Below are 19295 nucleotides of genomic sequence, written 5' to 3'. Positions count from 1 at the left end.
CGCACTCGTCCAGATAGGACATGTGCGACCCGGGGACGCGCGAACCACTGTTTGGAAGCGGTCCACACGGTGATGCGCCGCGAGGCGTCGACTGCGAGAGGTTGTGAAACCTTAGATCTTGCCGATCAGGTCGAGCGACGGGGTCAGCGTGTCTGCGCCCGGCGTCCACTTGGCGGGGCAGACTTCACCCGGGTGAGCCGCGATGTATTGCGCAGCTTGCACCTTGCGCAGCAGTTCGCCAGCGTCACGGCCAATACCGTTGTCGTGAATTTCGGCCAGCTTGATTTCGCCTTCCGGGTTGATCACGAACGTGCCGCGCAGTGCCAGACCTTCTTCTTCGATCAGCACGTCGAAGTTGCGCGAGATTGCCAGCGTCGGGTCAGCGAGCATCGGGTACTTGATCTTCTGGATCGTGTCCGACGTGTCGTGCCATGCCTTGTGCGTGAAGTGCGTATCGGTCGACACGCTGTAGATTTCAACGCCGATCTTCTTGAATTCGGCGTAACGATCCGCCAGGTCGCCCAGTTCGGTCGGGCACACGAAGGTGAAATCAGCCGGGTAGAAAACGAAAACCGACCACTTGCCCTTCAGACTTTCTTCAGTGACGGTCTGGAAATCGCCATTGTGGTAAGCCTGTGCCTTAAACGGTTTGACTTGACTGTTGATGATCGGCATTTACTGAGTCCTCTTTCAGGGTGGTTGGAAAGTGGAGTCAGTATCTCAGACGACGCTTAATAGGTAAAGCGGATTGTTTTAATGATTACAATAGTCTGGCACTATTTATTGTGCCGCTCTCGGCTATCACGCCGTGGGTCGGTCTTTCAGAAGCCGCCAGAGGGTCGTGCGGCCGATTCCCAGCGCCCGGCTTGCCGCGGCGCGGTTGCCGCCGGCTTGTTCGAGGGCGTGGAGGACGTCCTCGCGGGTCGGGCTGATGCGGCTCGGGGCGGGTTCTGCGGCGGCGTTCACGCCGCCTGTGCCGTTTCTTGCGTCGTTTGCGTTCGCATTGACGGCCGCCGCGCGCTTCATACGCCCAAATTCCGGAAACACCGCCTGCCAGTCCTGACCGGCGACACCTGCAGCGTCGCCGAGATAGATTGCGGCGCGCGTCAGCAGATTTTCCAGCTCCCGCACATTGCCGGGCCACGCGTACTGCTCGAACAGCGGCGTGAGAAACGCCAGCACCCGCTCGAGCGCGGCCTCCGACAACCCATATTGGAGCGCGCTGCGGTTTAACAAGTGCCGCGCCAGTTGCGGAATATCGTCGCGCCGGGCGCGCAGCGGCGGCAATTCTATCTGAAGCAGGTTAAGACGAAAATATAAATCCGCGCGAAACGCGCCCTGCTCGACCAGTGCGTGCAGGTCGCGATGAGTGGCGGCGATCACCCGCACGTCGACGGGCGTGGCGCGTCCCGAGCCGAGTTTCATCACCTCGCGCTCCTGCAGGACCCGCAGCAGACGGCTTTGCAGCGCCGCCGGCATCTCGCCGATTTCATCGAGGAAAATCGTCCCCGTGTGGGCGATTTCGAAGAGGCCGGGCTTGCCGCCACGCCGCGCGCCGGTGAATGCGCCTTCCTCGTGGCCGAACAGTTCGCTTTCGATCAGCCCTTCCGGCAGCGCCGCGCAGTTGAACGCGACGAACGGATTGCCGCGCCGCCGGCTCGCAGTGTGGATGCCTTGCGCGACCAGTTCCTTTCCGGTGCCGCTTTCGCCGCTCAGGAGCACGGTGGCGTCGTGCGCCGCGCCGGCGCGCGCCAGTCGTCGCACGCGCTCGAGCGCCGCCGAGCTGCCGATCAGATCGTCCAGTTGATGGCGCGCGACCAGCTGCTTCGGCCGCTGGCTGGTGCGCAGCGAGCGGTCGATCCGCTGTGCGACCAGCGCGTCCTGCAACGTCACCACGGAACCGGAGCGCACGCCCTGCTCCACGATCGGCACGCAATTGACGATCAGCGCGCGGCCGCCGATCTGCTCGATCCGCTCCTCGATCGGCAGGTCGCGCTCGAGCGTCTCACGCAGCAACGGCCCGACGGCGCGCTCGACTTGCGCGGCCACGTCCCGCTCGCGGTCGAGGCCGAGCAGATCGAGCATGGCCGGATTGACGGCTTCGACCTGGCCGGCACCGTCGAAAGCGGCGACGCCGTCGCGCAGATGCGCCACGATCGTGTTCAGGCGCACGCGCTTCGATTCCTTCTGGCGGCTCACGCGCGCCAGTTCGACCGAGCGTTCGAACGCTTCCTCGACCGCCCCGAGCGAGTACAGGAACACGCTCGCGAGCCCCGCCTGCTGGGCGAAGTCGCAAGCCATGCCGGGCCCGATGATGACGCTGCAGCCTTCGGCGGCGAGGCTGTCGACCGCGAGTCGCACTTCGTCGATCGACCGGTAGGCGCGCTGTTTCAGGCTGACTTTCAGCCACGCGCTCAGGTCGGCCAGTTCGTGCGAAATCGTTTCGTGCAGCACGAGGCCGATCTGCGCGTTCGGCCACGTGGTCGTGGCGCGGGTGATCGCGCTCAGGACGTCGAAGCCGTTCACCTTGACCATCACGACCGGCACGCTCAGGTGGTCGCGCAGGTAGGCGCCGTTCGAGCCGGCGGCCAGCACGACGTCGACCGAGCCTGCGTCCACATAGGCCTGCAAGGCGGTGACGGCCGCGCCGTAGCCTTCCCGAACCGGGAAGAATTTCGCGCGCCCGGCGTAGCGCGGCGCGACAGTCTCGCAAAGCGACTGCAACCGGCTGATACTCACCAATGCAACGCCTGGGCGGCCCGGATCGGGATTCGCAAGGGACGACGTGAAAGTGGACATCGTAGCGCTCCGGTTTACGTTGGAACGTTCCATGAAACGTTCTATGGAACACCGCGCTCATTGTGCCACGAACCGCCGGGTCGCCGTTTTACGGCTAACTCGCTGATTGGTTGGGACAAACTGCCAAGGCCGCCAAATGGCACGCTTCCTGCAAAACCGGAGCCAGTCCTTTATCTGATTTTCCTGCAAGGAGACACACCGTCATGACCACATCCGCCACCCGCCGCGCCGCCTTCCGCGCCAAAGTCGACCAACGCCAGGGCCTGCTCGTGCCCGGCGCCTTTAATGCGATGAGCGCCCGCGTGATCGAGGACGCCGGCTTCGAGGCGGTCTATATCACGGGCGCGGGCGTCACCAATATGTCGCTCGGCCTGCCCGACCTCGGCTTCATCGGACTTGCCGAAGTCGCTGAGCATACGGCGCGGATTCGCGACGCGGTCGCGTTGCCGCTGATCGTCGACGCCGACACCGGCTTCGGCAACGCGCTGAACGTGCGCCAGACGGTGCGTGTGCTCGAGCGCAGCGGCGCCGACGTGATCCAGTTCGAAGACCAGATCATGCCGAAGAAATGCGGCCACTTCTCCGGCAAGGAAGTGGTCAGCGCCAGCGAAATGGTCGGCAAGATCCGTGCGGCCGTCGATGCCCGCGAAGACGGCAATCTGCAGATCATGGCGCGCACCGATGCGGCCGCGGTGCATGGCATCGAAGACGCGATCGAGCGCGGCCATCGTTTCATCGAAGCCGGCGCCGACATTCTGTTCATCGAAGCGACCGAATCGCTCGCCGACATCGAACGTCTGCCTGGGCTGTTCGACAAGCCCCAATTGATCAATATAGTGATCGGCGGCAAGACGCCCGTGCAATCGCGCGAGGCGCTCGCCAAGCTCGGCTACGGCATCGTGCTGTACGCGAACGCGGCGTTGCAAGGCGCGGTGCTCGGCATGCAGCGCGCACTCGGCACGCTGAAAAGCAATGGCCGCCTCGATGAGGACGCCACGCTGGTCGCGCCGTTCAGCGAACGCCAGCGGCTCGTCAACAAGCCGCTGTACGACAAACTCGACCGCGAGTACGCCGCGAAAGACTGAGCGGCGTGTAGAGGACCGTGTTTTGGCTGCATCGGCAAACGGGTTTGTCGGCTTGCGGGTCTGCGGGTCTGCGGGTCTGCGGGTCTGCGGGTCTGCGGGTCTGCGGGTCTGCGGGTCTGCGGTGCGCCACCTGCGTTGCTTGCGCCACTTACCTTGCCTGCGCCACTTGCCATGGTCGACGGTATGGCGCCATTTATTGCGTTAGGATTCAGGGCTGGCGCGCTTGCCGTCCTCGATGGCCTCGCCGACGCGCCACAGCCGCGGCCGCGACCCCGTCGCTCGTCCGCCTCGTCCGCATGCCGGAAACACGTTCTCATAAGGTAGTCGCACGAACATGAAGGCCAAACCATCGCGCGCAACGCGCCGGCACGCTCACGGCGACGGCGCCCGCACGGGCTCGCAAGACACCGCGCGCGGCGCGGCAGGGGCAGCGCGATGAGCGGCAGCAATACCCGCAGCGCGCACATCGGCTGGCTGCCGTATATCGTCGCGGCCACCTTCTTCATGGAGTACCTCGACACCACGGTGATCGCCACCGCCCTGCCGCAGATGGCGCACTCGTTCGGCGTCGGGCCCAACAGCCTCAGTCTAGGCATGACGGCCTACATGCTGGCGCTGGCGATCTTCATCCCGGCAAGCGGCTGGGTCGCCGACCGCTGCGGCTCGCGCACGGTATTTTTCAGCGCGATCGGCGTGTTCACCGTGGCTTCCGTGCTGTGCGGCCTGTCGCAGAACGTCACCGAGTTCACCGCCGCCCGTCTTCTGCAAGGCATGGGTGGCGCGATGATGGTGCCGGTGGGTCGCCTGATCGTGGTCCGCAGCACCGAGAAAAGCCGCATGATGCAGGCAATCTCGACCATCACGTGGCCGGCGATCGCCGCGCCGGTGGTCGGGCCGCCGATCGGCGGTTTCATTACGACGTACGCGTCGTGGCGCTGGATCTTCCTGCTCAACGTGCCGTTCGGCCTCGCGGCCATGGCCGTTGCGCTCGCACTGGTGCCGAACCTGCGCGGCACCGAACGCAAGCCGCTCGACGTGGCCGGCCTGCTGCTGAGCGGCGCGACCTTGACGGCGATACTGTACGGCGCGGAACTGGCCAGCCAGCCCGGCGAGAATCCGTGGGTCGCCGGGGCGATCATTCTCGGCGGTTTGCTGGTGGGCGTGGTGGCGTTTCAGCACGCGAAGCGCCATCCGCATCCGCTCGTCGACGTCTCGACGCTGAAGATTCCGACCTTCTCCGTGACGGTGGTGACGGGCTCGTTCACGCGCATCGGCATCGGCGCGGTGCCTTATCTGATGCCGCTGCTGTTCCAGGTGGGTTTCGGTTTGTCGGCGTTCAAGTCGGGGCTGTTGCTGCTCGCGAGTGCGCTCGGCAACCTCGGCATGAAGGCGCTGACCACGCGCATCCTGCAGCGTTACGGTTTCCGCATGGTGTCGATCGTCGACGTGACGGTGGCCGGCGTGTTCATCACCGCGTGCGGATTGCTGAGCCCGAACGTGCCGCTCGCGCTGGTGCTGATCGTCGTGTTCATCTACGGCGTAGCGCGTTCGATGCAATTCTCGACACTCGCCACGCTCGCCTATGCCGACGTCCCGCACCCGCAGATGAGCGCGGCCAGCACGCTGTGGAGCGCGGCGGCGCAAATGACAATTGGTCTCGGCATCGCCTTCGGCGCGGTGTCGCTGCGCGCGGCGGCCTTCTTCAACGGCGAGACCACGGGCCGCGTCTTCACGCTCGACGATTTCCGCCTCGCGTTTCTGTTCGCGGGCGTGGTGACGCTGGCATCCGTGATCGGTTACATGGGTCTTGCGCGCGATGCCGGCCAGAGCATCGGCGGCGGCTCGCGCGGCGGCGAAGATCCGGTGAAGGGTTGATGAAGAAGCGCTTTGACAGATTAGGCGGAGACACGCGTTGCAAGCACCCGAACTGACGTTTTCAACTGACAAGGCCGATCTCGACATCGAGATGGTCTACACGTTCCTGTCGCAGGAAACCCCGTGGGCGAAGGGCATGCCGCGCGAGACGTTCGAGCGCGCCGTCGCGGGCTCGCTGTGTTTCGGCGGCTATATCGAGGGCAGGCAGATCGCGTTCGCGCGCCTGATCACGGACGAGGCGACCTTCGCGTACCTGTGCGACGTGTTCGTGCTGCCGGCGTATCGCGGCAAGGGATACGCGTGCGCGTTGATGAAGCACGTTTTCGCCAGCCCCTCGCTGCAGGGCTTGCGAAGAATCGTGCTGGTGACGACGGACGCGCATCGCGTGTACGAGCCGCACGGCTTCACCGGACTCGCGACGCCGGAGCGTTATATGGAGCTGCATAACCCGGACGTCTACAAGACGGCTTGAGCGCGGGGCGAACCCTCGCGGCACCGCTGGCGACGTCGGGACCCGCCGGCAGCCTGGCCGGCATGCCGATGCTCGATCACATCGCCGGCGCCACGATCTGCCTGATGACCATGCGGCTCGGCCGCCAACGCTACCGCCGCCGGCCAGCCGGCTGAATAAAATCCGGCAGGCCTCAGCCGTAAGCGCGTTCGCGCATCCACTTCGTCATGATCCATTTGTCTCCGCCGAGCACCGGCGCACCGCCATGCAAGGTCAGCGGATCGAGTTGACGCTGGCCGTTCATATAGCGGAAATACACCGCGCCGCCCTGCCTTGCCGCGACCGACATGCCCGCTTCGGGGAAGATGGTTTCGCCGCCGTCCGGCACGTCGTTCAGATAGATCACCAGCGTAGCCACACGCTGGCCGCCCTGCGCGGTATGCACCGCGCTGCCGGGTTGATCGGGCGGGAAATAGTCGAAATGCGGACGATATTCGCCGGTCGTGCCGTAGTGCAGAATCTGCAGCCCTTCGCCGTTTTCGACCGGCCAGTTCATCAGACTCGAAATGCGCCGGTCCATCCGCTCGATGAAAGCGTCTTCGCCGCGCTGATACCAGATGCCTTCGCTGGTGCGATTGCGGATCACGTCTTCCTTGCCGGTATCGGGATTGACCGTGGTGGAGCGCTTTAACCGATGACGCGAGCGCTCGATCATCTCGGCGCATTCGTCCGGCGACAACACGTCGCCGAACACGATGACCTGCGGACGCTCGCAGCGCATCAGCACGCGCACGTCGCGATCGTGGGCGCGGATCACATTGCCGCGCGCGACGGGCGGGTCGTCGTACTGGTAAGTTTGCGGCGCGGCCCTGGCGAGCGCCGCCTCGGTCGCGGCCGCCGCGGCAAAGGCCGGATTCGCCGGGTTCAGGCCGAAGGTTCCGTGCACGGCCGCGCGCGCGGCGTCCGTGGCGAAACCGGCCTGCACCATGGCGTCGACCATCGAATCGGGACTGCAGCCGCGCGCCACGTTGCTGCTCAGCCACTGTTCCCATGCGGCATCCACTACTGGCATAGCATTCCTCATTCGTCCGCTTGAAGAAATTCAGCATCACGTGGATGAATGATAGCAAGCGCGGCCGGCGCCGGCCCCGACCGCAGTCCGCGGATCAGCCGCGCGGTTGCCGGCGCCGGTAGACGTCGAGGCCCTTTCTCGCCTGCGCCCGGATGGCGCGCTGCACGAGCGGCGACCAGCCGAGCAGCGTCCCTTTGATACCGAGCGCCTGACGCGTCCAGCTCCACAAGTCGAAGCTGTCGCGATGCTCGACAATGCGGCCATCGCGGAACACGAAACGGGCGTCGATGCGGTTGACCACCGCGCGCCCCGTCTGACTGAAGAGATAACTGGCGACCCAACGGACGCGCCCGCTGCGGTCGTCCGCTTCGACGCCCTCGAACGCCAGCGAGAAGTCCTGCGCGCGTGCCACCAGCATGCGCCACATATCGCGCGCTTCCTCGCCGTGCAGCTCACCGAACGCGGGATCGCTGAAGACGACGTCATCCGCGTAACAGGCCACCATGGTTTCGGCGTCGCGTTGCTGAAACGCCGTGTAGAAACGCTGGATCAATTCTGTGTTGGGATGGCTCATTGTTTTGCTGTCGTGCGTTGCCCGTTTTTGAAGTCGATCCGGAAAACGTGCCCGGCGATCATTCGACGGCGGGCACGCCGCACACGATAGCGGAAAACGGCGCCCACGGGGCGAAGCGGCGTGCCTATCCGTTCGACGCCTCGCCACGCACTCGCGCGGCCTCGCCTCTGCCGGCCAGCAGCCAAACGCCGGCGGCAATCGATACGGCAATGGCCGCGGCCAGTCCCAGCGCGGCAGCAAAGCCGCTCGCAAAGCTCGCGTGCGCGGCCGACATCAACGTGGCCCGTACCGCGGACGGCAGCGTCGCCGTGGCCTGCGCCGTGTCGCCTGCCAGCACGCGCGACATGAAGCCGGCATCGAGCGCGGTTTTCACCTCAGGCGTCAGCGGCGCCGCCGCGAGAAATGCCGTGTGGGTGCGCGCCGCGAGCACTGCGCCGAGCACCCCGACCGAGGTGACGATGGCGGTGAAGCGCGTCGTCGTGCTGATGCCGGAGGCCATGCCAGTCCGATCCGGCGGCACGCAGGCCATGATCGCCTTCTGCGTGTCGCCATTCAGAATGCCGGCGCCGAGCCCCGTCACGATCATGCCGAGCGCGACCAGCGCATAGCGTTCGTCGCCCGCAACCCGGGCCGTCAACAGGTTGCCGAGGGCGATCAGCAGCAAGCCCATCGAGAGCACGGCCATGCTTGAAACACGCCTGCCGAGCGCGGCGCCGATGTACGGCCCGATCACCATCGACAACGCGAACGGCAGCATGCCGACGCCCGCGGCCACCGCCGACCAACCGAACGCGTTCTGCAGATACAACGGCAGGAACGTCATCATCACCTGCGCGCAGGCGGCGTAACCGAACATGGCGAGCACGGCGGCAACAAAGCGCGGTTGCCGGAACAGCGCGAGATCGACCATTGCGTGCGCTCGCAGCCGCTGGACCTGCACGAACGCGCCGAACAACAGCACGCAGGCCGCGAGCCGCGCGGCCGTCGGCCAGCTCGTGAGACCGTCGGCCGGCACTTCGATCAGCGCCCAGATGCCGAGGGCGAGCGCGCTGCCGAACAACAAACTGCCGGCGGCATCGAGCGGACCGGGTTCCGGATTGCGCGACTCGCTAATCGCGCGCGACGCGCACCACGCGAGCACCGCGCATACCGGCAGATTCAGCAGAAAGATCCAGCGCCAGCCGAACCATTGCGCGATGACGCCGCCGACCAGCGGCGCCACCGTGGTCGCGAGGCCCATGCAGGTGCCCCACACCGCCCACGCGCGCACGCGGGCGGGGCCCTCGTGAAACGTGTTCGCGATGACGGCGAGCGCGGCGGTGAGCAGCATCGCCGCGCCGACGCCCTTGACCGCGCGCGCCACGTTCAGCACCGCGGCCGTCGGCGCCGCGCCACAACCGAGCGACGCCAGAAAGAACACCGCAAGCCCGAGCAGCAGCATTTTCTTGCGGCCGACGCGGTCGGCGAGCGCGCCCGCCGGCAGCAGACACGACGCGAACGCCACCATGTACGCGCTGACGACCCATTCGACGTCGGCGAAACTCGCGTGGAACGAGCGTGCGATCGACGGCAGCGAAACCGCCACGACATTGGTGTCCAGCACGATCAGCGCGCAAGTGGCCGAGGCGGTGGCGAGCACGAACGCCGGGCTAGCCGGCGTTGGGCGGCGTGAGGAAAGCAACGGCATACGGAGGCAATGAGGCGGCGAGTTGAGGTTGAGTCAATGGTAGCGATGCCTCTATTACCTGTCATTGGCATAAAATCACAAAATAATTAGCTCCAGCGGAAATACAGAAAACCATGCGGCAACTCGAACTCCGTCATATCCACGCCTTTGTCTGCGTCGCGAAACAGCTTCATTTCTCGCGCGCCGCCGACGAATTGGGGATCGCCGCGCCGTCGCTGACCAAGCTGATCCAGGAGGCAGAACGGCTGCTTGGCGTACGGCTCTTTCATCGCACCAAGCGCTCGGTCGCGCTGAGCGCGGCGGGCAGCGCGTATCTCGCGGAAGCGCTCGTCGCACTCGATCACCTCGCGCGCGGCGAGGAGCGCGCGGTGCTGGCCGAGCGCGGCGAACTCGGGCGCGTCGAAGTCGGCTATGTGGCATCGGCGGCGTATGCGGGCGTGTTGCAGCGCGACGTCGGCGGATTTCGCGGCGCGCATCCGGGCGTCGATATCTCGATTCGCGAGGTGCCAATGGACAACGTCGCCGCCATGCTGCGCGACGGCCTGCTCGACGCCGCCTACGTGCGCCCGCCGATGCTGCTGGCCGACGGCATTCAGGCCGCGACCGTGCATCGCGACCAGTTCGTCCTCGCGTTGCCGGCCGATTGCGCGCTGGCGGCCTCCGCGAGCGTCAAGCCGGCGCAACTGCGCGACCAGTGCTTCGTGCTGCCGGAGCAGGAAGCCGGCACCTTCGAAGTGGCACGGCGCGGGCGCTTCTCGGCGCGGCTCGGGCCGCGTCCCGGCACGCTCGCCTCGGTGCTGGCCTGCGTGTCGCTGGGCGGCTACGTCGCCGTCGTGCCGCATACCCTGGCCGACTGCATCGCATTGCCGGGCGTGGTGTACCGCGGCATCGCCGGTCAGCCCATCGCTTCGGAGATTGCGATCGCCTTCCGGAAGTACGAGCGGGCCCCGGCGGTAAAGGCGTTTCTCGACTTCGCACGGCACCAGTGACACCGGTCTGAAGCCGGCGTAAAGCCGGTCCGACGCGCCATGAAACGGCTTCTGTTCAACACGCGAGCCGCTTTTCGTTATATCCTGCCGAATATCACGGTAGGCCTCATTACGTGTGGCGACGCATCTTTCAGCGCGTCTGCCAGCCGCGCGCGACGAGGCGACACGAGCCAGCAGGAGCCAGTAGCGGTGCGCATTCGATCCATTTCATCCGCCCCGGCAGGACGCCGCGGGCGCTTGCCGAGCGAGCTTTCGTCGACCATCGTCGCGGTGAAGTCGGCGTCCGAGCGCGGCCGCGCGGAATCGATCCGCGATGTCGTCGACGCCTACCGGCGCCTCTACGGCAGCGTGCAGCGTTTCGTGCTGATGCTGACCGGCGACCAGTTGAATTTCGCCTCGGTCGGCACATCCGCCTCGCATTCGTTGAACCAGTTGCTGTCGATCCTCGCCGAGGAGGCGGGAGCCGCGACGTTCGCGCGTCTGCGCGACCTGAAAGCGGCGATCGAGGAAGCGCGCTCTGCCGAACAGCTACGCGACGCGATTTTTTCCGACGCGTTCAGCAACGACCTGACGGCGCTGCGCACGGTGGTCGCTGAACTCGAACGGCTCGACGCGACCTTTGTGGGCCTGTGCGTCGGTCATGTGCTCGAACAGCACGCACGGGCGGCGAATGACATGAGCCCGCTGGCCGGCAAGCGCGCCGCCACTGTTCGAAGCCCGGCGGGCGGCACAGCGGTCCGGCGCAAAGCACGCGTCGCCGAACTCGCGCTCGCCCCTTCCAGCGACTGATTCGCGACAGCCGCAGATGAACGCTCTCTTCCGCCCATCGCTATATCTTTCCGTATATATCGCCGGCCGCGCGCGCGCGGCGAAAGTGCGCCATGAGCTTGACCAGCACTTTCAACCCGCCTGACACCGAACCGGATTCCAGATTCCCATGCACACGCCCCCGTTCCGTCTCGCCCAGCCTACACGTCTGAAACTCTCCGGCGACGAACTCGCCGGCACCGGCATGCGCGCCGCCGACGCGTGCTGCGCGCCCGCCAAGCTGTCGTTCTCGAACACCAAGCGGCGCGCGCGCCTCGCCGAACTCGACAGCCATCTGCATTGTTCGATCATCGGCACGTGTCTGAGCACGCACGAGTTGCGCAGGCTGGTGCCCAAATTCACGGGGCTCGACCGCCGCGATGCGAGCGATCTCGAGATTCATCACTCGGCGGTCGAACTCGCGATCGAAGGCGGCGCGGCCGCCAGGGCGCTGCACAAACTACTCGACGAACACTACGCAGGCGCGATCCGCCGCTTCGACAAAGCCGCCGACGACGTCGACCTGCTCAGGCTCTGGGACGAAGCGCTGAAGAGCGGCGACATCCCGCCCGCCTATTGGGCTTTGATGACGCATCCGTTCGCGACCATGCCGGTGCGCCAGAAAGCATTCGGCGAATTGCACATGCTGTCGCATCTGGTCGGTGCGGCCAATCGCGCGGACATTCGCCGGCTGGTCGCGCTGGAAGAGGAAAACGCTGCATTGAAAGAGAAAATCGAGCGTCAGCAGAACCGTTTGCAGGAACTCAGCCTGCAACGCGACGCGTCGATTGCGGCGCTCAACGAGCAGATCTCTCAGCTCACGACGCAGACAACCCGCCAGATACCGCGCGACGCCGCCGGGCTCGAAGCCGAAGCGCAACGGCTGCGCGACAAATTGGCCGACGCCGATCAGCGCGTCGCCCTGCACACCAGCCGCCGCGAGGCCGCGGAACAGCGTGCGCTCCAGGAACAGGACGCGGCGCTCGCGTTACGCAGAAGCCACGATCAGACACTGACGCTGCTCAAGCTGGTGCAAAGCGAATGCGATGCCCTTGAACGCGCGACGGTGGACGCAGCGGACGCGGCGAGCGGAGCCGCCACGCGCCGGGCGAGCCTCGACAGCGTGCAGGGCAAACGGCTCGTGTATGTGGGCGGCCGGCCGGGCTCCAACGCCGCGCTCAGGCGGCTGGTGGAAGCGGCAGGCGGCGAGCTGGTTGTGCACGACGGCGGCGTGGAGGATCGCAAAGGGCTACTTGCCGCAGCGTTGCCGGGCGCGGATCTCGTCGTGTTTCCGGTCGACTGCATCGATCACGATTCGATGAATACGCTCAAGCGCGTCTGCGAGCGTCATCAGATCGACTATCACCCGCTGCGCACGGCGAGCGTGGCGAGCTTTGTGGAATTGATGGCCCGCTTGCATCCCGACAATGTTGCGCAACTGGGCCATCCGTCGCCTTCGGCGTTTTGCCTGCGGCACGGCTGAGAGCGCTCTTCTGCGACCAGGCCGCTCAGGAGCGGATCAGCCTGGTCAACTCGGCGATCTGTTTCGCGCAACTACGCTGCGCCTCGACTTCGACGTCGCGGTACAGGCGAATGATGGTCTCGCCCACGGGCGTGAGCGTGCAACCGCCGCCGCTCTGGCCGCCCTGCTCCGAATGCGTGGCTGGCGACTTGAGCGAACGGTTCAGTTCGTCGATTAGCAGCCACGCGCGCCGGTACGACATATCGAGGCTGCGCGCCGCCGCCGAGATCGAGCCGAACTCGCGCACGGCCTCGAGCAATTCGACTTTGCCCGGTCCGAGCGCGACCGCGTCGCCGCTACGGATGCGCATTCTGAAGCGCACTTCGGGCCGTGCCTTCGCGGCTTTTTTTGCCGCAGGCGCGGATTGAGTTTTTGGGGTGTCAGCCATGCGCGAAAGCATACACGAACCGTCTCGCGCTGCCACCCTGGCCGAACGGCCGCAACAGCCGTCAGCCGGGCTCCGGGAAACAATGCCCGTAGTCTTCGCAGCCTGGACAGCCCGGCGCTGGACCTGGCCGCAAGCCCAATGACAACGCGCGTTGTTCAGCGAGGAATTTCTTCCACCGCAAGTTGCCGGTATTCAGCGCCACGAGCGTGGGGAAATAACGCGTGAGCATCCACGTGACTTCGTCGCGGCCGGCGAGACCGAGGTCGCGCCACAGGTGATCCGGACGCAAGCAGGCATGCGCGATGATCGAGGCGAGACACTGCGCGTCGGCCCCATGGACCGTGGCGGCGGCGTGCGTGAGCAATAGCGTGTGGAGCGTGCGCACGAACTCCGCGTAGTCGTTCAAAGTGACCGCGAACGGTAGCGCGGCCGGAGCGGCGGCGCGCGCGAAACGCCGCGTCAGCAGCGCGCGCCACGTCGGCTGCTGAAGCCCGAGCAGCGCGAGTTCGTTGCGCGCGTCGCGGGCGGCGATCAGTTTGGCGAAGAGTTGAGTATCCGGCGACGTCGCATCCGTGGCTGTGTCGAGCCAACGGCCCATGTGTGCGGCGGCCCGCGCGTCCTGCGGCAACGACAGGAACAACGGCAGCGGCCACAGGGTCGGTTCCACGCTGGGTGCGGCAACGCCGGCGGTGCGTACGAGCGGATCGTCAGACATGGCGGCAACGCGATAAGGACCAGCGAACCATGTTACGCCTGCCGGCCACGACCCGCGTCCCCTACGCCAACGGTCCCAAAACATGCGCCTCGATCCGCGCGAGCCGTTTGACATGCCGTGGCGCGGGCAGGATGTCGGATCCGGAAAACAGAATCGGCGCGCCGTCTTCAGCGTCGAGCGCGCGGCCGCCGCATTCGTAGGCGACTATCACGTTCTCGCCGACCGGCGTATTGAAGAGTTCGTGCCACGAAAACGTCACGACGTAGCCGTCATGCCCCACCGCGACGAACACCGTGCGCTTGAATTCGCCCGGCACGCTATTCGGCAGGCCCGCTTCCGTGATGAGCGTCGTCAGACGCACGCCGCGATATGGCTCGACGCTGCGGATAAAGCGGTTGGTCGTATAGCAACGCAGATCGAACGGTGTAGCCACCACGCTTTCGTAGCGTTCGAGTTCGTCGAGGCCGAACGAAAGCGGCCGCTGGAATCGTCCGCTCAGGACGAGCGCGCTATCGACGGCGGGTGCGGCAATCCCGTTCACACTATCCATATCCATTTTTCTCCAGCATGGGTGCCTGAGCGGCTTGTTCACACGTTATGTCCGTGCGTATATTACGCTGCGACGGCGGCTTGCGCGCGAAACTGCGGCGATACGCACCATATCGCCGGGAATATGGGCCGTCTCGGACCAAGCCAACAACGACATCGTAAAAGCGAGCTTGAGCGCGCTGCTCGGCTCGTCGCAGGCCGTGGCGCCGACCGGCATGTTCGTGCAGATCAACAGCCCGGACCTGATGGCCGGCGATACAGGCGGCACGCTGCACACCAAATGCAATATCAGCGACCTGTGCCGGATCGCGCCGAACGGCACGATCAGCGTGCTTGCAAACGACTTTCAGGACGCCCGCGGCGTGGCCGTCGACGCGCCGCGCGGCCGGCTATACGCCATCGACCGCGCAGCCGGCGCGAGCGGCACCCGCTACGTGTGGACCTTTCCGCTCAACTGAAAGGGAGCAAACGTCGTCACACAACATAACGCGATGACGTCGTAATATAGCGTCCTTAATAACGTATCGGGGTTATCGCATGATTCGCAAGCTGTTCGCTTCTCTCGTGGTCGTTACCGGCATCGTGGCGGCCGCACCCGCTTTCGCGCAGGACAACACGGTCAACGTGCTGTACGCCGGATCACTCGTCAACCTGATGGAGCGCAGCGTCGGCCCGGCATTCGAGAAGGCCACCGGCGAGCATTTCCGCGGCTACGCGGCAGGCTCGAACAAGATCGCCAACGAGATCAAGGGCAAGCTGCGCCGCGGCGACGTGTTCATCAGCGCGAGCCCCGAGGTGAACGACAGCTTGATGGGTGCAGCCAACGGCGATCATGTCACGTGGTATGTGAACTTCGCCGAATCGCCGTTGATGATCGGCTATAACCCGCAAAGCAGGTTCGCCCCGCAATTCAAAACCAGGCGCTGGGACCAGGTGCTGCAGGAGCCGGGCATCCGCATCGGCCGGACCGATCCGAAGCTCGACCCGAAGGGCGCGTTCACCGTCGATATGATGAGCAAGGCGGGCGAGCTCTACCATCAGCCGGACCTCGTCGAGAAGACGCTCGGCGCCGCGGAAAACCCCGAACAGGTTTTGCCTGAGGAGACGCTGGTCGGCCGCCTGCAATCCGGCCAGCTCGACGCCGGCTTTTTCTATTCCACCGAAACGTCCGACCTGAAGATTCCGGCGATCCGCCCGGCGCCCGAATTGCAGGCCAAAGCCGCCTACACACTGACAATTCTCGGCGACGCGCCGAACCGTGAAGGCGCGAGCAGCTTCGTCAACTTCCTGTTGAGCGCACAAGGCCGCGCACTGCTCAAGCAACATGGCGTGGACGTCGTCAAACCGACCGTGAGCGGCAACCTGCAAGCCATGCCGCCTTCGGTGCAAGCGGTGATCGACGCCGCCGCGCAGCAAGCGCAGTGAAACGTACTGCTGCGCGTCCGCTGCTGTGGCTGGCAGCGCTGCTGGCCGCCTATCTGTGCGCTCCGTTTATCGCGAGCGTGCCGCAACTCGGCGCAGCGGACTGGGCGAATGTCGATTGGCGCGCGACGTGGTCGGCGGTCGGTGTGTCGGCGGCGAGCGCCAGCGTGGCCTCGCTTGTGATTCTGCTGGGCGGCGTGCCGCTCGGCTATTTCCTGGCCCGCTCGAGTTCGCGCAAGGTGGCGCTGCTCGGCTTCGTCGTGCAGTTGCCGCTGGCGCTGCCGCCGCTCACCAGCGGCGTGCTGTTGCTGTTTCTGCTCGGCCCGTATAGCTGGGTCGGCCGGTTCACCAATGGCACGCTGACGGATTCGTTCGCCGGCATCGTGCTCGCGGAAGTCTTCGTCGCCGCGCCCTTCCTGATCATTGCCGCCAAGTCCGCGTTCACCGCCGTCGCCCCCGTGCTCGACGACGTGGCCGCAACGCTCGGCCATCATGCCGCCAGCCGCTTTTTCCGCGTCATATTGCCGGTTGCGTGGCCGGCGATTCGCGCGGGACTCGCGCTCGCGTGGCTGCGCGCGTTCGGCGAATTCGGCGCAACCGTGATGGTGGCCTATCACCCGTATTCGCTACCGGTCTATACATACGTCGTATTCGGCGGCCAGGGGCTGCCGGCGATGATGCCCTTGCTGCTGCCGACGCTCGCGATCGCGATCGTCTGCGCGGCGTTGTCGATTTACAGCCTTCGGCAAAAGACCTCGCCGGAGCAAAACGAAAACGGCGAGGATGCCCTCGAACCCGGCGCGGACCTGACGGCGAGCCGCAGCGAGACCGCGGATCTACGCCTCGCTTTCCATTTGCAACGCCAGCTCGGCGCGTTCGATCTCGACATCGCATGGACGCCGGCCACGCGGCGCCTCGCCATCATCGGGCCGTCGGGCTCGGGCAAGTCGTTGGCGCTGCGTCTGATCGCGGGGCTCGAATCGAACGCGTCGAGCAGCGTGACGCTCGGCACCAAGCAGTTGAGCACGTTGCCGCCCGAGCGCCGCCAGATCGGCTACATGCCGCAAGACTACGGCCTGTTTCCGCATATGACGGTGGCGCAGCAACTGGCCTTTCCCGTCGATGCCGACCCCGCCAGCGCGCGTTACTGGCTCGACCATCTGGGCCTCGCGCAATTGGTCGCGCGCCTGCCGCATCAATTGTCGTTCGGCCAGCGGCAGCGGGTCGCGCTTGCGCGCGCGCTGACACGGCATAGCGAACTGCTGCTGTTCGACGAGCCGTTCGCCGCGCTCGACACACCACGGCGGCGCCGCTTGCAGCAGTCGTTGCGGGCCTTGCAGCGCGAGATCGCGGCGGTGACGATCATCGTCACGCACGATCCGGATGAAGCCGCGTTGCTGGCCGACGAAGTCCTGGTCGTCGAACAGGGCCGCGTTCTGCAAGCGGGTTTTATCGACGCGGTGTTCGAACGGCCGGCGTCGATGCGAGTGGCGGGCCTGCTCGGTTTGCACAACGTCGGCGAAGGGGTGATGGGCGCTGCGGGGCAGGTCGAAATCGCTCAGGGCCTCACGATCGGAACGGGCGCCAGCGGACTCGACCTCGACGCCGGCCAGCGCCTCATGTGGCGCGTGTCGTCGCATGCCATCGTCATCGAGCAAGACGGCCTGCATGCCGGTGTCGTCGACGCAGTCGAATTGCGGCGCGGCGAGCGCTATGTCCGCTTGAATATTGCTGGAGTGCAGTTCGACGTTGCCAATGAAGATACCCGCCTGCGCGAAGGCACGCCGTGCCGGATCGATATCCGCGCCTCAGGCGTTGCCGTCTGGCAAGCGAGCGGCCCGCACTAAGCTTCGTGAGCGTGGGCGCGGCTTCTGATTTCGGCAAGCGACATGTCGATCAGCAACTTGCCGGAATCGAACACCGTCACCAGCGCTTCTTGCCAATCGGCCTCGACGGTGCGCTCATTCCATACAACGGGCAGCGTCGTCGTTCGATACTCGCCTGTGTGGCGATTCATCAGCAGCGTCAGCCGCCCTTTCATCGAGCGCTTGCCGGCATCCGTGACTGGGTCCTTGAGCACGTCGTGCCACTCGTCGCCTAGACGAATCGCAGAACACTTCATCGCGAAGCGCTGCGTGTCGCGGTTGATCTGCTGCAACAGCGCGCCGCCCATGCCGAAGACGAGGTTGTCCGCCGCGAAACCGGCTTTGTCGAGCGCGGCAAGGATCACTTCGATCGAATCGGGATTCACGCCGTCACCCTGAATCACCCGCACGTTGTTGAGCACGCGCCGCCCTTTGCCGTTCACCACCGATCCGAACGACGCCTCCAGCGCCCGCATGGTTTGCAGCACGATGGTTTGCGGATCGCCGGAGTCGGGCCGGATCACCAGCGTGCCGCCGGAGTCGAGCACCGCCTGCTTCAACTCCGTGCCCCAGGCGTCGAGCGCGGCGAACAGGTCGTAGGAGTCGGACACCACCGACACGATCGCTCCCGGCTTGCCGAACTGCGTGATCATGTTGCGAAACGCGTCGGTTTCGCGCTCGCGGCCCCATGAGGTAATCGTGCTGTGCTCCGCGGCCGGCACCGAGAATGCCGCCATCGTCTCGTTGTAGTAGTGGTTCGCCGCGACCACGCCAAGCACGGTATCCGAGCCCATGAAACTGACGAGGTGCGCCGCGCCGCCGATCGCCGCCGACTCCGCGCTCGACACGCCGCGCGCGCCGAAGTCGTGCAGCTTGAACGGCAATTGCGTGAGGTCGTCGCTGCTCTTGAGCAGATAGCCGCGGATCGTCTTGCGCAGATGCCAGCTTTGCGTCGCCACGGTAATCGGATACCACACGCGCAGCAGCATGGTCTCCAGATACGACGCCAGCCAGAACACCTGCGGATCGTCGCATTCGACCGTGACGAGCACGTTGTGCGTCGGCACGACCGAGCCTTCAGGCACCGCGCGAATGCGCACCGGCAGATAACCACCGTAGTGTTCGACGATATAGCGCCAGCCCGCTTCGTTGAACGGCTCGCCATGCGCCGTGAAAAACGCTTTCGCCTGATCGATCATGGCCGGCGTGACCGGGCGACACAGGTATTCCTTGATGAGCATTTGCAGACCGAAGAACAGCGTGCGGTCGTAGCGCCCGCCGCGCGATTCGATGTACGAAAACATCGCCGACGCTTCGGGCGGATATTGCAGGTAATGCGACGCCTTGTACGAATCCGTGTTGAGAATCGGATTGGACAGGATCGACGCGATATCGTTGAGACCGTGGGACTCGTTTTGCATGGACGATGCTGCGCTCGCAGGCGCTCTGGAGAGTAATCGGACTGGCCGGAATTGAACCGGCCACAACGACACGA

18 protein-coding genes are annotated in these 19295 nt (G+C 65.5%); 9 read left to right on the top strand and 9 right to left on the bottom strand.

Features of this window, described 5'->3' with window-relative positions; translation table 11 throughout:
• Positions 1–111 precede the first annotated feature (111 nt).
• Positions 112–675 (bottom strand): alkyl hydroperoxide reductase subunit C, encoded by a 564-nt coding sequence (gene ahpC / locus RI103_RS25440; protein ID WP_310818389.1) that lies wholly within the window; start codon positions 673–675, stop codon positions 112–114.
• 126 nt (positions 676–801) lie between these two features.
• Positions 802–2799 (bottom strand): propionate catabolism operon regulatory protein PrpR, encoded by a 1998-nt coding sequence (gene prpR, locus RI103_RS25435; protein WP_310818388.1) that lies wholly within the window; start codon positions 2797–2799, stop codon positions 802–804.
• 203 nt (positions 2800–3002) lie between these two features.
• On the opposite strand from prpR, the gene RI103_RS25430 reads away from it, so the two are divergent.
• From RI103_RS25430 to RI103_RS25420, 3 genes are all read left to right on the top strand, one after another.
• Positions 3003–3884, top strand: a complete 882-nt coding sequence (locus tag RI103_RS25430; protein WP_310818387.1) for an oxaloacetate decarboxylase — start codon at positions 3003–3005, stop codon at positions 3882–3884.
• Positions 3885–4319: 435 nt separating this feature from the next.
• Positions 4320–5759: an MFS transporter gene (locus RI103_RS25425; protein ID WP_310818386.1), complete on the top strand. Its 1440-nt coding sequence runs from the start codon at positions 4320–4322 to the stop codon at positions 5757–5759.
• 37 nt (positions 5760–5796) lie between these two features.
• Entirely contained in the window at positions 5797–6231 is a 435-nt protein-coding gene (locus RI103_RS25420; protein ID WP_310818385.1) for a GNAT family N-acetyltransferase, read from the top strand.
• 172 nt (positions 6232–6403) lie between these two features.
• On the opposite strand, the gene RI103_RS25415 is transcribed toward RI103_RS25420, so the two are convergent.
• From RI103_RS25415 to RI103_RS25405, 3 genes are all read right to left on the bottom strand, one after another.
• A complete protein-coding gene (locus RI103_RS25415) occupies positions 6404–7282 on the bottom strand; it encodes a 2OG-Fe(II) oxygenase (protein WP_310818384.1) in 879 nt (292 codons plus the stop codon).
• A 94-nt stretch (positions 7283–7376) separates the two neighbouring features.
• Positions 7377–7856, bottom strand: a complete 480-nt coding sequence (locus RI103_RS25410) for a nuclear transport factor 2 family protein (protein WP_310818383.1) — start codon at positions 7854–7856, stop codon at positions 7377–7379.
• A 124-nt stretch (positions 7857–7980) separates the two neighbouring features.
• Positions 7981–9543 (bottom strand): MFS transporter, encoded by a 1563-nt coding sequence (locus RI103_RS25405; protein ID WP_310818382.1) that lies wholly within the window; start codon positions 9541–9543, stop codon positions 7981–7983.
• A 113-nt stretch (positions 9544–9656) separates the two neighbouring features.
• Here RI103_RS25405 and RI103_RS25400 point away from each other — a divergent pair, with 113 nt between their 5' ends.
• The 3 genes from RI103_RS25400 (at position 9657) to RI103_RS25390 (ending at position 12822) form a co-directional block, all read left to right on the top strand.
• Positions 9657–10532, top strand: coding sequence for a LysR family transcriptional regulator (locus RI103_RS25400; protein WP_310818381.1), 876 nt, complete (start codon positions 9657–9659; stop codon positions 10530–10532).
• A gap of 237 nt (positions 10533–10769) precedes the next feature.
• The gene (locus RI103_RS25395) at positions 10770–11321 is read left to right on the top strand and encodes a hypothetical protein (protein WP_310818380.1); all 552 of its coding nucleotides are present in this window, start codon (positions 10770–10772) and stop codon (positions 11319–11321) included.
• A gap of 148 nt (positions 11322–11469) precedes the next feature.
• Positions 11470–12822, top strand: coding sequence for a DUF2325 domain-containing protein (locus RI103_RS25390; RefSeq protein WP_310818379.1), 1353 nt, complete (start codon positions 11470–11472; stop codon positions 12820–12822).
• 25 nt (positions 12823–12847) lie between these two features.
• Here the strand turns inward: RI103_RS25390 and RI103_RS25385 are convergent, their stop codons facing one another.
• The 3 genes from RI103_RS25385 to RI103_RS25375 all read right to left on the bottom strand — a co-directional run bounded on the left by RI103_RS25385 (position 12848) and on the right by RI103_RS25375 (position 14520).
• Positions 12848–13249, bottom strand: coding sequence for a LysR family transcriptional regulator (locus RI103_RS25385; protein WP_310818378.1), 402 nt, complete (start codon positions 13247–13249; stop codon positions 12848–12850).
• 61 nt (positions 13250–13310) lie between these two features.
• Positions 13311–13847, bottom strand: coding sequence for a nitrogen fixation protein NifQ (locus RI103_RS25380; RefSeq protein ID WP_310818567.1), 537 nt, complete (start codon positions 13845–13847; stop codon positions 13311–13313).
• 178 nt (positions 13848–14025) lie between these two features.
• Positions 14026–14520, bottom strand: coding sequence for a molybdopterin-dependent oxidoreductase (locus RI103_RS25375; protein WP_310818377.1), 495 nt, complete (start codon positions 14518–14520; stop codon positions 14026–14028).
• A 163-nt stretch (positions 14521–14683) separates the two neighbouring features.
• On the opposite strand from RI103_RS25375, the gene RI103_RS25370 reads away from it, so the two are divergent.
• The 3 genes from RI103_RS25370 (at position 14684) to RI103_RS25360 (ending at position 17782) form a co-directional block, all read left to right on the top strand.
• On the top strand, positions 14684–14971 hold the full coding sequence (locus tag RI103_RS25370) for a hypothetical protein (RefSeq protein ID WP_310818376.1): 288 nt from the start codon (positions 14684–14686) through the stop codon (positions 14969–14971).
• 79 nt (positions 14972–15050) lie between these two features.
• Entirely contained in the window at positions 15051–15938 is an 888-nt protein-coding gene (locus tag RI103_RS25365; protein WP_310818375.1) for an extracellular solute-binding protein, read from the top strand.
• Positions 15935–17782 carry an ATP-binding cassette domain-containing protein gene (locus RI103_RS25360; protein WP_310818374.1) on the top strand — a complete coding sequence of 616 codons (1848 nt, stop codon included), beginning with the start codon at positions 15935–15937 and terminating at the stop codon, positions 17780–17782. The genes RI103_RS25365 and RI103_RS25360 overlap by 4 nt, the downstream gene beginning before the upstream one ends.
• On the opposite strand, the gene RI103_RS25355 is transcribed toward RI103_RS25360, so the two are convergent.
• Positions 17779–19221, bottom strand: coding sequence for a nicotinate phosphoribosyltransferase (locus tag RI103_RS25355; protein ID WP_310818373.1), 1443 nt, complete (start codon positions 19219–19221; stop codon positions 17779–17781). The genes RI103_RS25360 and RI103_RS25355 overlap by 4 nt on opposite strands.
• Positions 19222–19295 lie beyond the last annotated feature (74 nt).

It is taken from the genome of Paraburkholderia sp. FT54 (assembly GCF_031585635.1).
GTDB lineage: Bacteria > Pseudomonadota > Gammaproteobacteria > Burkholderiales > Burkholderiaceae > Paraburkholderia.
The sequence above is the reverse complement of the archived record's forward strand: the minus strand, read 5'-3'. Positions and strand labels throughout refer to the sequence as shown.